The sequence below is a fragment of the Rossellomorea aquimaris genome (assembly GCF_003315075.1).
Classification (GTDB): domain Bacteria; phylum Bacillota; class Bacilli; order Bacillales; family Bacillaceae_B; genus Rossellomorea; species Rossellomorea aquimaris_C.
On sequence record NZ_QNRJ01000017.1, the window covers coordinates 52,501 to 67,132 of the forward strand.

The 14,632-nt window shown below is 41.5% G+C and carries 11 protein-coding genes; 3 read left to right on the forward strand and 8 right to left on the reverse strand.

Annotated features, from left to right (window positions below; translation table 11 throughout):
* Positions 1 to 74: 74 nt before the first annotated feature.
* The 3 genes from DET59_RS16870 to DET59_RS16880 all read right to left on the reverse strand — a co-directional run bounded on the left by DET59_RS16870 (position 75) and on the right by DET59_RS16880 (position 5,775).
* On the reverse strand, positions 75 to 3,692 hold the full coding sequence (locus DET59_RS16870) for a dynamin family protein (RefSeq protein WP_113970782.1): 3,618 nt from the start codon (positions 3,690 to 3,692) through the stop codon (positions 75 to 77).
* A 446-nt stretch (positions 3,693 to 4,138) separates the two neighbouring features.
* Positions 4,139 to 4,705 carry an isoprenylcysteine carboxyl methyltransferase family protein gene (locus tag DET59_RS16875; protein ID WP_113970783.1) on the reverse strand — a complete coding sequence of 189 codons (567 nt, stop codon included), beginning with the start codon at positions 4,703 to 4,705 and terminating at the stop codon, positions 4,139 to 4,141.
* A complete protein-coding gene (locus DET59_RS16880) occupies positions 4,705 to 5,775 on the reverse strand; it encodes a type III polyketide synthase (RefSeq protein ID WP_113970784.1) in 1,071 nt (356 codons plus the stop codon). The genes DET59_RS16875 and DET59_RS16880 overlap by 1 nt, the downstream gene beginning before the upstream one ends.
* 198 nt (positions 5,776 to 5,973) lie before the next feature.
* Between DET59_RS16880 and DET59_RS16885 the strand changes: the two genes are divergently transcribed.
* Entirely contained in the window at positions 5,974 to 6,423 is a 450-nt protein-coding gene (locus DET59_RS16885) for a chemotaxis protein CheX (protein WP_113970785.1), read from the forward strand.
* 54 nt (positions 6,424 to 6,477) lie between these two features.
* Here DET59_RS16885 and DET59_RS16890 read toward each other — a convergent pair whose 3' ends face one another.
* Both DET59_RS16890 and DET59_RS22160 read right to left on the reverse strand, forming a co-directional pair.
* Positions 6,478 to 7,248, reverse strand: coding sequence for an SDR family NAD(P)-dependent oxidoreductase (locus DET59_RS16890; RefSeq protein ID WP_113970786.1), 771 nt, complete (start codon positions 7,246 to 7,248; stop codon positions 6,478 to 6,480).
* Positions 7,249 to 7,315: 67 nt separating this feature from the next.
* Complete coding sequence (locus DET59_RS22160) at positions 7,316 to 7,450, reverse strand: hypothetical protein (RefSeq protein WP_258549711.1); 135 nt, start codon at positions 7,448 to 7,450, stop codon at positions 7,316 to 7,318.
* 382 nt (positions 7,451 to 7,832) lie between these two features.
* On the opposite strand from DET59_RS22160, the gene DET59_RS16900 reads away from it, so the two are divergent.
* Positions 7,833 to 8,309: a cupredoxin domain-containing protein gene (locus DET59_RS16900; RefSeq protein ID WP_113970788.1), complete on the forward strand. Its 477-nt coding sequence runs from the start codon at positions 7,833 to 7,835 to the stop codon at positions 8,307 to 8,309.
* 1 nt (position 8,310) lies between these two features.
* Positions 8,311 to 9,957, forward strand: a complete 1,647-nt coding sequence (locus tag DET59_RS16905; protein WP_113970789.1) for a b(o/a)3-type cytochrome-c oxidase subunit 1 — start codon at positions 8,311 to 8,313, stop codon at positions 9,955 to 9,957.
* A gap of 386 nt (positions 9,958 to 10,343) precedes the next feature.
* Here DET59_RS16905 and DET59_RS16910 read toward each other — a convergent pair whose 3' ends face one another.
* From DET59_RS16910 to DET59_RS16920, 3 genes are all read right to left on the reverse strand, one after another.
* Positions 10,344 to 10,769 (reverse strand): GyrI-like domain-containing protein, encoded by a 426-nt coding sequence (locus tag DET59_RS16910; protein WP_113970790.1) that lies wholly within the window; start codon positions 10,767 to 10,769, stop codon positions 10,344 to 10,346.
* 22 nt (positions 10,770 to 10,791) lie between these two features.
* Positions 10,792 to 12,306, reverse strand: coding sequence for a carboxypeptidase M32 (locus tag DET59_RS16915; RefSeq protein WP_113970791.1), 1,515 nt, complete (start codon positions 12,304 to 12,306; stop codon positions 10,792 to 10,794).
* 175 nt (positions 12,307 to 12,481) lie between these two features.
* The gene (locus tag DET59_RS16920; protein ID WP_113970792.1) at positions 12,482 to 14,407 is read right to left on the reverse strand and encodes an ATP-dependent DNA helicase; all 1,926 of its coding nucleotides are present in this window, start codon (positions 14,405 to 14,407) and stop codon (positions 12,482 to 12,484) included.
* Between the last annotated feature and the right edge of the window lie 225 nt (positions 14,408 to 14,632).

Below are 14,632 nucleotides of genomic sequence, written 5' to 3' on the forward strand. Positions count from 1 at the left end.
CTTGACTCCTTGAATGTGAATACATGTAGCACAGCAATGATAAGGATTCGCCACGACTTTCCTCCTTCTTTTCTTTAAGATTGAATCTGTTCGAGTTGCTCCAAATCATACTTTAGCTTGTTGAGGTCCTGAACACTCTCTAATGCATCAATATTTGAATCGATCTGCTCCATCACCTGAATCAACATTTCTTCTTTTAGCTTGTCAAACTCTCTACTTAAATACGAAGCACCCCAACCTTCCAGCCGTTTCTGCTCCTGTTCTAAATAGCTGTCTGCAGGCTCATGAAGTAATGCTTCCAATTTTTCCTGAACACTCTTTTTTCCGCCTTGTTCAAAGAAATGCTTTGGATTCTTAAATGAAGAAAATGCCTCTTCGAATAGTCGCAGCTCTGTTTGTTTTAATGCGTTCTCAAATTCAATGGTGCTTTCGTTTTGGTAGTCCTGAGGAGATAATACCAGTTCTTTCTCCACCTGTTGAATCATTTCTTCAAGTACCAACCAATGCTCACTCAGTAGTTTCTGAATGAACTGCTGAATGCGAAGAGAAGTGGCTCTCATTTCCTGTGCCAGATCAAATCCGACACTTGCAAGAAATTCCTTTAATCCTTCCTTTATCGCTTGGGATTGGTTGGAGTATTGCAGAAATAATCCTGAATGAAAGGCTTCCTTATAAAAATCGGATACCCGGAAAAATACCCTTTGCTTCACATAATAGACAAGTTCCTTCGATTCTTGCTGCATTTCGATTTCAAGTGGGTGGACGGATTTCGTATCGATAAGTGAGCGAACCTCAACCTTCGCATCGTTCAGCTCCTGTTTGCGTACTTCCTTATACGCTTTATCACTTGAAGCCGTATGAATGTATTGGTTAAATCGCTGCAGGCCTCTATCCCACTCACTGAGAGCGGACTCGATACTCATGCTCACTAATTCATTCTGTATAAATGTTTGGAATTCCTTCTTAAATAGATCCATTCCTGATTTTTCTGAATCTGCTTCTCTAAGAGCTTGGAGAGAAGATACCCCAAAGATCCTCGGAAAACGGATTCCATATTGAACCAGCTGCGTCTCTACATAATCGATCACTTCATTTTTTTCTTCCTCGCCGCTTGCAAGGTCGATGGCATTAACGACAAAGAACATTTTATCTAGTTCAAACGTGTCCTTCACCCGGCCCAATTGAATGAGGAATTCACGGTCTGCCTTGGCAAATGCATGGTTGTAGTAGGTCACAAATAGTATCGCATCGGCATTTTTGATATATTCAAATGCCACTCCCGTATGACGCGCGTTAATCGAATCTGCTCCTGGTGTATCGACGAGTGTGATTCCCTGCCTTGTAATATCACAATCGTAATAGAGATCGATGGACTCCACAAAACAAGCCTGAGCTTCATCTGCTACAAATCCCCTATACTCATCAAGATTTGCCTTCTTAGTCATTCCAATACTATCTTTAAAGGCAGGATAACCATTAGTAAAAGCCTGCAGGAATGAAAGGTGTACATTCTCCTTACCGCTGCCTTCACTCGTTAAAGCGGGGACAACCTCCATTGCTTCATCAAGTGTTGAAACACTGCGATTGAAATAGGAAAGTGAATGAACAATGTCTTGAAATAACTGGTCGTACGTCTTGATTTGGACATGAGCAGTCTCATGCTCACCGACTTCTGATACCGGATTGATTCGATTGATGGAGGCCGTTGTCGGATTCGGACTCACCGGGAGTATTTTCTTCCCTAATAGTGCATTGGCAAATGATGATTTCCCCGCACTAAACGCACCGAATAATGCGATTGTAAAGGATTGATTGGACAGTCGCTCTTTCTTTCCTTCTAATAAATCTGCCGTCTTTCTGAACCCTTTGTATTTCCTGAATACACTGGTCATCGTTTCTAAACGTTCGATAACCTCTTCAATGGAAGCTTGCTGTTGTTGCCGTGGCTCCGTCTCAACTTTTTCCCTGGTTCGTGTGGTTTTCTCTTTCTGATCCAACTCCATGTCAGTGGCGAGAATATACTCTTCCGCCCTTGCCTTCCAATTCACGATCCACTGTTGGAGAACAGAATCTGCTTGTCTCTGATCGATTTCAATGTTCATTAATTTTCGAAGTTGGATAGTCTTTTCTTCATGTAATGTGTTCCATTGATAGATGACTCCTGTTTTCTTTTGGAGTTCATTTAGCTCAGTTTCTAAAGCTGAATTCTCTACTGCAGACGCGCTTTCCACTTCATTCAAAGTTGCTTCAATCAAATCATTTGTAATATTCCTGGCTTTCCTCTTTAATTCCTCAGAAAGATCATCACAGTATTGGAGAACGTAATCACTCGTAATTCCTGCACCAGGTTTGATCAAATCGATAAGGAATGTTTCATCCACTTCAAGAGATAATTGATCCCACTTGATGGGTTGACCTGATGAAGGACTGTATTCTTTGTCCATGTTTTTTCCCAGTGTCTTCAAATGCCATTCTAATTGAGATTCGATCCTGGTATTTATATCTTCTCTGAACTTCCGGATCCTGAGCGCTTTTTCGTCTTCTGTTTTTTGTTTCGAAAATAAAAACCCTACTTTAAAGTCTGATTGCCTGCTTTCGAGAAAATCTTTCGCTAATTCTCTTGTTTCAAACGGCATTAAATACGCATTTTTAAGGATTTCCCTTCTTTCTTCCTCAAAATGGTCTTTTATCGTTTTTACGTTATTTTTTGCTAAAGTATCAATCAATCTACTTTCAGCTTGCAGAAGGGAGGCTTTGTCATTCCATTCATCAGCTGTCAGGATGTCCCTTCCTTTTTCTTCAACTTTCTCAAGGGCTTCCTCATACCACTTCTCATGCTCAGACCGCAATTGTGAGATGGCCGATTCAGCAGAGGCTTCTATCAGTTCGCTTTTCTTCTTCACCTGTTCTTCAATCAATGACTCTAATTTTTCAAGATCATTATGAGGATGATGAGGAGCTTTTAAACTTGTAAAAAACATCCCATTGGGGACCACACCCCAAGATGCAAACGAATTCTCTACACTTTTTATAAAGTCGCTGAATGCCAATTCTTCTTCCTGGTGCTTATCAATCTGATTTACAATGAGATACAGCTTGACTCCATGACGGATCATTTCCTTTGTGAACTCGAAGTTCACCTGAGATTGAACATGGTTATAATCCATCACATAAAAGACGGCGTCAGCAAGATGAATGGCCGATTCCGTTGACAGCCTGTGGGCATCATCCGTACTGTCTACACCCGGGGTATCTAAAATCGATACACCCTCCGGCATCTCACTTTTGCTTCGACCTATTTCTACAGAATATACTTCCTCTCCGTTTTTGCAGAAGTCCTTAATGGTGGAGAACTCATACGGTGCCTGAAAGTATAGGGGTTGGGAATGATGATAATGAATTTTTGCGAAATCCGTTGGTGCATGGTGCACCTTTACTAAATTTGCACTGGTAGGGATTGGACTAGACGGGAGGATTTCTTCTCCCATTAAGTGATTGATCATCGTTGACTTCCCTGCAGAGAAATGGCCGCAAAAGGCTAAAATCAATTCATGGTTGTGTAATTTCTCCGCTAATCTTTCTACCTTTGCAGCCCGCTCGTCGTCTCCGTTTTGAAGGAACCGATCGTGGTAGGCTGTAAGTTGTTGCAATGTATTATGTAATTGTGTACTTTTATGCTCTATCTGACTCATTGTACTAGTTCCTTTCTGTTTTCAGAAAAATGATAACGGTTTTATTTTATCGTATTTATCTCAATTTCTCTATGAAATCATATCAAGCAAAGGAAATAATGATAACGATATCAGTATATGCAGATGGTTTATTGAGTGAAAAAACAAAAAAGCCCTCTTCCGGAGAAGAAGGCTATGTATCTATCGAGTTGTTTCGGTTGCAATCAGGTTTGAATGAACAAAAGTTTTTGAGTTTTTCTGGTATGAAGATATTTTCTTTTCTTGTGCTGAATCCTTCATCACATTTGATAAAACATACTTCATCATGAAGCCATACACTATTACAGTAAACACTATCAGAAACGATACCATATTTGTCCCCACCCTTTTGTTAATATATAAATGAGAATAATTTTCATCTTCAATTAGAATCTTATCAAAAACGATAATCATTTTCAATAAGAAAATTATTTTTCTTTTTTGATTAGGGGAATCCAACCTTTAGTATGGAGGTGGACGCTTTCGTAATCGGTTTCAATTCGGAGGGCATCTTCCTCCAGTGGGATACGGATAGAGAGAATGAATTGATTCAATAGTGCAAAGATAAAAAGTGTCCAATACGCATGAAAGAGCAACGGCACAATCAAGAATTCCAATGTAACGATAAAATAATTAGGATGTTTCAAATATTTATAAGGACCTCTCGCCACCACTTCAGCGCTCGGAAGCACAATGATTTTCGTATTCCAATACTTCCCGAGGGAAGAGATCACCCACATTCTTCCCAGCTGAGTCAGGATAAAACCAGTCAACAGAAGAGGCCAATAGGTATTAACCCCAGTATGAAAGATCCCTCCTTCTATTAATAGGGAAACAAAAAACGCTATATGGATAGCGACCATCAGTTTATAATGGGATTGTCCATATTCTTTCGCTCCCTGCTCCTTCATCCACTTTTCATTTGATCTGGCGATGTACAGCTCCACAAGTCTCTGAATCAGGAGTACAGAAAAAAACAGGATAAAATAAAGCATCATTCCCACCTCATCAAAAGCAGTTCTGAACTGAATCCCGGTCCTAAAGCTGTACCTAACCCTATATCTCCCCGTTCACAGCCTTTATTCATGAATTCCTTCAGGACATACAGTATCGTTACAGAGGACATGTTCCCATATTGCTTCAACACCTTCATAGATTCAGATGTCATACTTTCATCCATCCCTAAAGCTTCCTGGTAGGCTTCAATGACTTTCCTTCCGCCGGGATGAGCTACGAAATGTTTAATGTCTTCAAGCCTGAGATCATTATCGTGGATGAATCCCTCCACATTCGGACGAAGCCAGTTCTTTACAAGTGTTGGAATATCCTTTGAAAACACCACATACAGACCATTATTCTTTACTTCCCATCCCATCACATCAAGGGAATCCCGGAGCAATGTCGACTGGGTGGCAAAGATGGTTGGCAGAGGATGTGAAATGTCTTTGAGCACCTGACTATCATCACCACATATAACGGCACAAGCCACCCCATCCGCAAATAATGAGGTACCAATCAGATTGCTCTTTGACCGATCTCCATGCTGAAAGGTGAGAGAACACAGTTCAATGGAGAGGACGAGAACATTCGCTTTAGGAAAAGCTAAACAGTATTCATAGGCACGTGACAATCCACTCGCTCCACCTGCACACCCCAATCCCCAAATCGGGATTCGTTTTACATGAGATGAGAATGGCAGATGATTCATAATTCTCGCTTCGAGACTTGGTGTCGCTATCCCTGAGGTTGATATCGTAATGATTGCATCAATATCTTCTAATGTAAGTTGATGTCGGGATAAGCTCTTCTTAACAACTTTGCTGCCTAATTCAACAGCATGATGAATGAATTCATCATTCTTCTCTTGAAAGGTATGCTCCTTTGAGAACCAGTCGATATCTTTTACGAAATAACGACTGTCTATTTCTCCATTTTCAAACACGGTGAGAAGACGTCTGATATCTTTAAAACTTTTGGAAAACAACTGTTTCGCAAATTCCGCCGCTTCTTTTTGCGTAATTTTCACAGGGGGAACCTCGGTTTCGACTGAGACAATTTTAGGCATAAACTAATCACTCCTTACACTTCCATGTAAGGATAGCTTTTCCATTCATTCACAAATCATGTATGGATCCCGTATTCCTTACCAACAGAGTTTTTTTCATCCATAAAGTTCATTTTAATGAAAATAATGCTAAATAATACGTCTTTTGAACCAGGTATTATGGTATGATTACAGCGACAGAATAGTGGAGGAAACGACATGATTTTAACGAGAAGTGTCACAGATATACTAAATAGTTCTATTGAAGCGATTAAAGGGGTGATTCCCCTATACATTGACGTTTTACAGCCCTCGTTACTGACGGAGCCCTTTAGTCAGCATAAAATCGGTGTACTCATTGGAATTACCGGAGATGTACGGGGCCGAATGATTATAGATGGTGAAGAAGAGAGCTTTCAATCCCTGGGGGCATCAATGTTCGGCATGCCATTAGAAGGAGAAATGCTTGAATCTTTTGCAGGTGAATTAGGAAATATGATTGCAGGCAACCTCGCTACTCTATTAGCTCAAGCCGGTCATACCCTGGACATCACTCCCCCTACCGTCATTGTTGGACAATCGAAAATGTACGGGTTCGAAAAAGCCCTAAAGCTGCCCATAGTCATTGAAAATGTGGGAGATTTCTTAGTGATTCTTATGATTGAATAATTGCCTGAAATAGATAAAAGGCTAACCTCAATTAATTGGTTAGCCTTTTAGTGATTAGAAACCTTGAATGGTCATTCCGCCATCTACGAAAATGGTTTGACCGGTAACGTAATTCGAAGCATCCGAGGAGAGGAAAACAGCCGGTCCCACAAGTTCTTCCAGTTCACCGATTCTTTTTAAAGGTGTAACAGCCAGAATATCGTTTACATATTCTTCATTTTGCAATAATTCTGCCGTTAATGGTGTTTTAAAATACCAAGGTCCGATACTATTCACATTGATATTGTATTTTCCCCATTCCATGGCTAGAACCTTCGTCATTTGAATCATGGCTGCTTTCGTTGAAGCGTACACAACACCTGTACGTAAGGCAACGTGACCAGCGACAGACGCTATGTTAATGATCTTCCCCTGATTCTTCTCCATCATATGTTTACCCGCTTCCTGACTCATCATAAAAGCAGATTTTAGATTTGTATCCATGATGGTTTGCCACTCTTGATCCGTAACCTCAAGGGCAGTAGAACGGATATTCATTCCTGCGTTATTAATCAAAATATCAATGGAACGATTTTGATTTTCTATGTAAGAAATCGCTTTTCGAATTTCCTCCCGAGATGTTACATCTGTCGGGATGATATACGCCCTTCTACCGAGCTTTTCTATTTCACTTGCCGTATCTTCTAAATCATTCCGCGTTCTGGATAGCAGGACTACATCCGCACCTGCTTCTGCTAAACCAATACTGAGAGCCCGTCCAATTCCACGGCCTGCCCCGGTGACGGCAGCCAATTTATCATTTAATGCAAATGAAGGTAAATACATCCTCACACCACCCTGCCCATTATTTGAATCTTCTATATATTAACACAGTCCCTTTATCAAGAAAACTTTAACCGTTTTTCTTATTGCCTTGTCCATTTTGAACATGAATATCGATTTGCCCCTCGACAACGATCTGACATTGAGGACAAACCGTTTTCTCAGAATAGATCTGGCAGCACTGTTTACAATAATATTTTTCCATCAGATAGCCCCCCCCATGAATTGCCCACTCATACACTTTATGCACATTCTTGACACATGTGAACCAATTAAAAGACCTATCTCTTCCTGACTTCACATTTATTTCACAATATTTAAAGTAACCTGTGACATTTATCACAGATTCAAAGCGGTTTGCACCGTTATGATAGTGATAACAAAATCAATCATCCAATAGATGAAAGGAATGAGATATATGCCGAAACCGGAATTGCATCAAAAAACAGAGGTTAAGGTCGAAGAGTCTACTTCATTAAAAGGTACATTTACTTCGGTTCTGTTTTTAGGCGGGTTTTTAGTGCTTACTTGGCTAGGGGTATTCATACTATTTTTAAATCGTTTTTAATTTTGAAGGAGTGGTTTACATGCACATGCATCGTTATGAAAAATGGTGGTTAACGTTAGGAACAGGGTCTCTTATTTTATTTTTAATTATTTTAGGCATCAGTGCTTTTCACCAAGGACATCAACCCCCAAGCGCGAAAGCATACGTCAATCCCGAACAAGTGGATAAAACCTCGCCTTTTAACGAACCGGGATTGAAGAGAGTGGAAGGAAAAGCTTGGGATTACGAGCTAGTGTTTGTTGCATCTGCGTTTCTCTACACACCCGGGGAAATTGAAGTACCTAAAGGATCTACACTGAAAATCATAGCCACAACAAAAGACGTTGTCCACGGATTTGAAGTCGCAGGGACAAATATCAATATGATGCTTGAACCCGGGTTTGTAAGTGAATATACAACAACCCTTGATAAGACAGGGGAATTTCTCGTTGTCTGTAATGAATATTGTGGTGTGGGTCATCACACAATGAAATCTATGATTAAGGTGGTGGACTAAAATGAAACGATTTATAAGGATTGATAAAAAAGATGCTACATTGGCGTTGGCACATATTTATGTAGGCTTTATTGCCTTGGCCCTAGGTGGGTTGGCAGGGTTATTACAAGTGTTGGTAAGGTCAGGGAAGTTCATATTGCCTGCAGGAATCGGCTATTATCAAGTGTTAACGGTTCACGGTGTATTACTGGGATTAGTATTGACCACTTTCTTCATCTTAGGATTCCAGCACGCTGCCATCTCCCGAACATCCGGAGCCTATTCCGGGAAATCCCGTTTGTTAGGCTGGTCAGGATTCTGGGTCATGCTGATCGGCACAATCATGGCCGCTGTAATGATTCTATTAAATGAAGCGACTGTACTTTATACTTTCTATGCTCCTCTGCAGGCACACTGGATATTCTACTTAGGGTTGACCTTCGTCGTTGTTGGAAGCTGGTTAGGCGGGGCCGGCATGATCATCAAATATGTAAGCTGGCGAAAAGAAAACCCCGGTCAACCAAGCCCTCTGTTAACATTCATGGCCATCATCAATACCGTCTTGTGGATTGTCGCCACCATTGGTGTGGCAGGAACGGTTTTATTCCAGCTCCTTCCTTGGTCTCTTGGTCTCGTTGATCGGGTGGATGTACTCGTAAGCAGAACATTATTCTGGTATTTCGGTCATCCCCTTGTATATTTTTGGCTGCTGCCTGCCTATATGGCATGGTATGTCATTATTCCAAAGATCATCGGTGGAAAAATATTTTCAGATTCGTTAGCCAGACTTTCCTTTATATTGTTTCTCCTATTCTCTATTCCTGTAGGTTTTCATCACCAATTAGTGGAGCCGGGAATTGACGCGTATTGGAAATTTTTACAGGTAGTCCTTACCTTTATGGTTGTCATACCTTCCTTGATGACTGCATTTTCTCTGTTCGCTACCTTTGAAATGTACGGCAGATCCAAAGGAGCTACCGGTTTGTTTGGATGGTTTAAGAAGTTACCATGGGGAGATGCACGCTTTACAGTGCCGTTTATCGGCATGGTTGCCTTTATCCCGGCAGGGGCAGGTGGGTTAATCAATGCCTCGAACCAGATGAACCAGGTTGTTCATAATACCATCTGGGTTACCGGTCACTTTCACTTAACCTTGGCCACTTCTGTTGTATTGACGTTCTTCGGTATATCCTATTGGCTCGTGCCTCATTTAACAGGACGCGTCTTAACGAAAGCAATGAACAAACTGGCGATCGTGCAAGCCATAGTGTGGTCTGTAGGAATGGGCATCATGTCAGGTGCCATGCATGCTGTCGGCTTACTCGGCGCTCCAAGAAGATCCTCTTTTTCAACTTATGGGGATGCACCGCAAGCCCTTGAATGGATCCCATATCAAGTTGCACAAGCCATCGGGGGAACGATCCTCTTTATCGGGATCATTCTTGTTCTATACATCTTTATCAATCTCGCATTCTTCGCACCTAAAGGAGACGAAGAGTTCCCAGTCGGTGAAAAAGCCGAAGCTGCTGAGAAAACCCCAATGGCTCTTGAAAACTGGAGGATTTGGTTAACCATCTTAGCAGCTCTCATTCTCGTTGCCTATACCGTTCCGTTCATAGACATGATTCAAAACGCGCCGCCTGCGTCAAAAGGGTATCGTTTGTGGTAAAAAGAAAAGCGGAGGCGGCTCGCCCTGGGGCGACAAGCATAAGCCAAGTAACCCGGAAAGGCGCTCTTTGCCTTTTTGGGTTACTTGGCTTATGACCTCGAGCCCCAAGCCGCCGGAGCTGGACATATCGAAAAGCGGAAGGGCTTTGCCCAGAGGCGACAAGCATAAGGCGGCCCCACCGGAAAGGTGCTCTTTGCCTTTTTGGTGGGGCTGACTTATGACCTCGAGCCTCTAAGCCCTGGAGCTGGACATCGCGAAAAGCGGAGGCGGCATGGTCAGGAACGAAATTACTAAATGTATACTTATACTAATGGAAAAGAGGCTGCCCCTGGCAGCCTCTCTTCTATTTCTCTTTAATTGGAACAAACAACTCTAATTTCCTCTTGTCATCCGTTTCGTTGATTTCCCTGTCTTGAGATAAAAATTTCTCGACACTCAGTCTGGAGTGTGTCTTTTTCATAGCCATTCTCCTTAATCCAATTAAAGATCGAAAAGTAGGCCTGTTCCACTTCCGTTGACAGCCCTTCATAAAGAGCGTGAGCATAATCACCGGAAGGGAGGGACAGTTCCACTAACCCCGGTGGAAGCTTTTCCACACGATCAACCTCTACGGTACAATAATACGTAAAATCAGTCGCTCTGTCATGGAAAGGGGCGTATATGCATTCATCTCCATTGATGTGGTGAATGGATGGGATCATCTGTAGAAACTTAGTGAAGAGTCTCGGGATCTCAGCCCCTCTTCCATACGGACCTGTCCAGCCTATTCCAACAAGCAATTTATCATCCAGTGATGCAACGTTGATTTCCATGATTTTGCCTCCAATGTATTCGTTAATTCAAGGAATATACCTTTGAATACTTCTCCGTTAAATACTCGGCCAAATATTGGGCATTAAGCCCTTCTCCAGTAACTTCCCTGATGATTTCCAGCGGTTTCTTCATCTTGCCCCACTGATGGACGTTCGTGGTCAGCCATTCTCTGATGGGAGCAAGATTCCCCTCTTCCAACAGCTCATCAAAATGAGGAAGATCTTTTAACATGGCACGCTTAAACTGCGCAGCGTACATATATCCTAATGCATATGACGGAAAGTAACCGAAGCTCCCACCAGCCCAATGAACATCTTGAAGGACACCTTCACCGTTATGAGAAGGGCGGATTCCCAAGTACTCTTCATATTTCTGATTCCAGATTTCAGGAAGATCCTTCACGTCTATCTCATCATTAAATAATCCCTTTTCAATTTCATATCGAATGATAATGTGTAACGCGTACGTTAATTCATCTGCTTCGATTCGGATTAACGATGGCTTCGATTCATTGATTGCGCGGTAGAAATCGTCCTGTTCAATGGAATCAAACTGTCCTGAAGAGTAATCCTTCAGTAATGAAAAATTCTGCTTCCAGAAAGAATGATCTCTTCCTACAAAATTTTCATAGAACAGAGATTGAGATTCATGAATCCCCATCGACGTTCCCGTACATAGTGGCGTACCAATCAAATCCTTGGAAATGTTCTGCTCATACAGAGCATGTCCACCTTCATGGATTGTCCCGAACACCGCTGTTCTCCAATCCTTCTCGTCATATTTAGTTGTTACCCTTACATCACCAGGGTTTAAACCAATAGCAAATGGATGGACCGTCTCATCCAATCTGCCAGAGTTAAAATCATACCCCATTTGCTCAAGGATCTTTAAGCTGAAATCCTTTTGCTTATCCTTTGGAAAGTGTTCAAAGAGGAAATCTGTATGTGGCTTATGTTCCGATTCGGAAATCTTATGTACAAGCGGGACAATTTGATCTCGAAGATCGCCAAATACCTTATCTAACACTTCAACCGTTACACCTGGCTCATACATATCCAGTAACGTATTATATTTGTTATCCTCGTAGCCCCAATAATCAATAAAGCGTTTCGTAAATGCCACCAGTTTTTCTAAATAGGGCTGAAACATAGTGAAATCCGCTTTTTCTTTGGCTTCTTCCCATACACCTTCAGCTTTCGATTGTAACACCACGTATTCCCTATATTCAGAAGCGGGAATTTTTTTATTCCGATCATACTCTTTTTGACACTCTTCTATTAGTTTTTGTGTCATGATATCCAATTTGTCCATTTCTGGAGACAATTTTGCCAGGTATGCAGCCATTTCATTGGAGGTCGACATTTCAAAAAGCTCAGATGAAAGCATTCCAATGACTTCAGATCGTTGTTCAACGCCATTTTTCGGAGCACCTGTCCGTAAATCCCAGAACATCAAACCAAGCGCTTCGTTGTACGCAGACATCTTTTTCACATAATCATGGAAACGATCTTTTGTTTCTATTACTGATTCTTTCATTCTAAAAAAGCCCCCTTTTTTAACATTCAATCTATTTTATCATATTTTTCTGGCAACTTGGGCTAGAATGATTGATAGAGAGGCGCTTAGAGACTTCATATTAGTCAAAGAGGAGATGTCTCTACCTGTAAAGCCACAAAAAAACCGCCCAATTTCAGGCGGCTCTTTCAACACTTTATGAATTCAACACTTCAATCCCGACTGGTAATACGGATTCTACCAGCTGTTTATAAGCTGATTCATGACCATTCACCAAGACATGAACAGTTCCTTTGTCCTCGCTAGTCCGAATCAAACGCCCGATTCCCTGTCTCAGTCGAAGGAGCATGTAGGGAATATCCACTTCTTCCACTGAGTTTTCAGCATGATTTCGTTTCGCATCAAACACAGGATCCTTAGGAGGGAATGGGAGTGAGTAGATAATGACTTGAGAAAGTGACTCTCCAGGCACGTCCAATCCTTCCCATAAATGATAGGAGCAAAGAACTGTAAAGGTTTCCTGCTGGAACTGCTGTACCGTTTCACTAATCTCTCTGTCCCCTTCATAAATCACATTCCAGTCCTGATTTCCCTGCTGCTTCTGATATTGTCTAAAAACATTCATTTCTTCCTTAGTGGAGAAGAGAATCAACGACTTCCCTAGATTTTCCTTCAACATGTCAAAGGCATACTGATTTTTAGAATCCATACCTTCTTCTAATGTAGGAAGAAAAGCTTTCATCATATCTTCGTATTCATAAGGAGACTCTACCGAGAACTTTTCATATTTTTCAATCCCCAGCGATTGAGAAACATAAGAGAAGTCTCCATTATAGGAAAGAGTGGCAGAAGAAAAGATAAATGGGATATTTTGAGAAAACACTTGATCTCTCAAAATTTCTTCCACCAATCTTGGCATCACAACAAAGGTGTGCTCTTCTTCTGACGTTTCCAACCAATAGATTCCTTTTTCATCATCTATGAATAGTTTCAAGGAAAACTGAATCTGCTCAAGATACTCTTCCACTACCTTTAGCAAATAATCATCCATGACATACATTTCAGACTCAAAGACAAGCTCATTTAATAGATTTTCAATTTTCTCCGTTAGGGCTCTTCCCTGCTGTAATATGGCTTCAGAACGGGAAATGTATTGTCTCTCAGAACCAGTCTCACCTTTGGATTCTTTCTCCAGAAGTTCGAACCACTTTTCATTATCCAGCATAATATCTTCAATGACATACAAAGTTTCTTCCCTCATATCAGACGCTGAAAGCTTCTCCAGTAAGCCTTCAAGGGTCTCCATTCTCATGCGGTAAGTCATCGCTTTTTGAGAAGCAAATTCCAATAAGTGACCTTCATCAAATACAACAGAGCTCGCTTCCGGCAGAAGTGGCAGCTGCCCTTCCCGTTTGCGGGAGTCTTTCGTCCAAATATGTTCCATATAAAAGTCATGGGAACAGATGATTAAGTCTGCTGCCCCCCGGTAATGTTCACGGTGAAGTGTAAGTCCGCAGCGATGGCGATAAGAACAAGACATACAGTCTTGAAGAGAATCCCAGCCGACTTGATTCCATTCTTCATCAGATAAATGAGCATATTCTTTTCTATCCCCATAATGACTAAAGCTTCTCATGGAAGTATTGTCGTGGACAAAACCTGGTAATTCCTCCCACATATCCTGGTAACCCTCGTTTTGGGGAATATTTTCTTCAAGTTTTTTTATACAAAGATATTGTTCTCTGGACTTTGCCAATCGAACATCTATATCAAGATCCAGCGCCTTCTCAAGCTTCTGGATGTCGCCTTCCTTTTTCACAATCTGCTCAATGAGCGTTTCATCCGCACACGCAATGATTGCCGGTTTGCCCGTATATCTCGCATACGATAACGCATACAAAAGGTAAACCAGGGTTTTCCCCGTACCGACACCTGCTTCTGCAAACATAACCTGCTTATTTTTATAGGCTTGATTAAGCTGAAAGGCCATAAATACCTGTTCATCCCGTAAATCAAATCCCTTTTCAGGCAATAGATCATAAAACACGTCACCGACCCAGTCGGATAATGCTTCATAAAATGATTGCTCCTTGGTTAATTCAAATGGTAATTTTCTTCTCATGAGGACCTCCTGCGTTACACAATATTTCTAATTTACTAGAATTCTTTCTTAATGAAAAGGGATAACCGTAATTTATTTAATTGAAGGCTTTAACAAATGCACTTTTCGCACTGATTGTTGTTTTCAAGAGTAGAATCTGCCAGGGCTCTGTCAACCAGGTTTATGCTGGATGGTGAGGGGAACTGCTCCGCTTTCCGCGGACGTTCGGCCGAGCCTCCTCAGCTT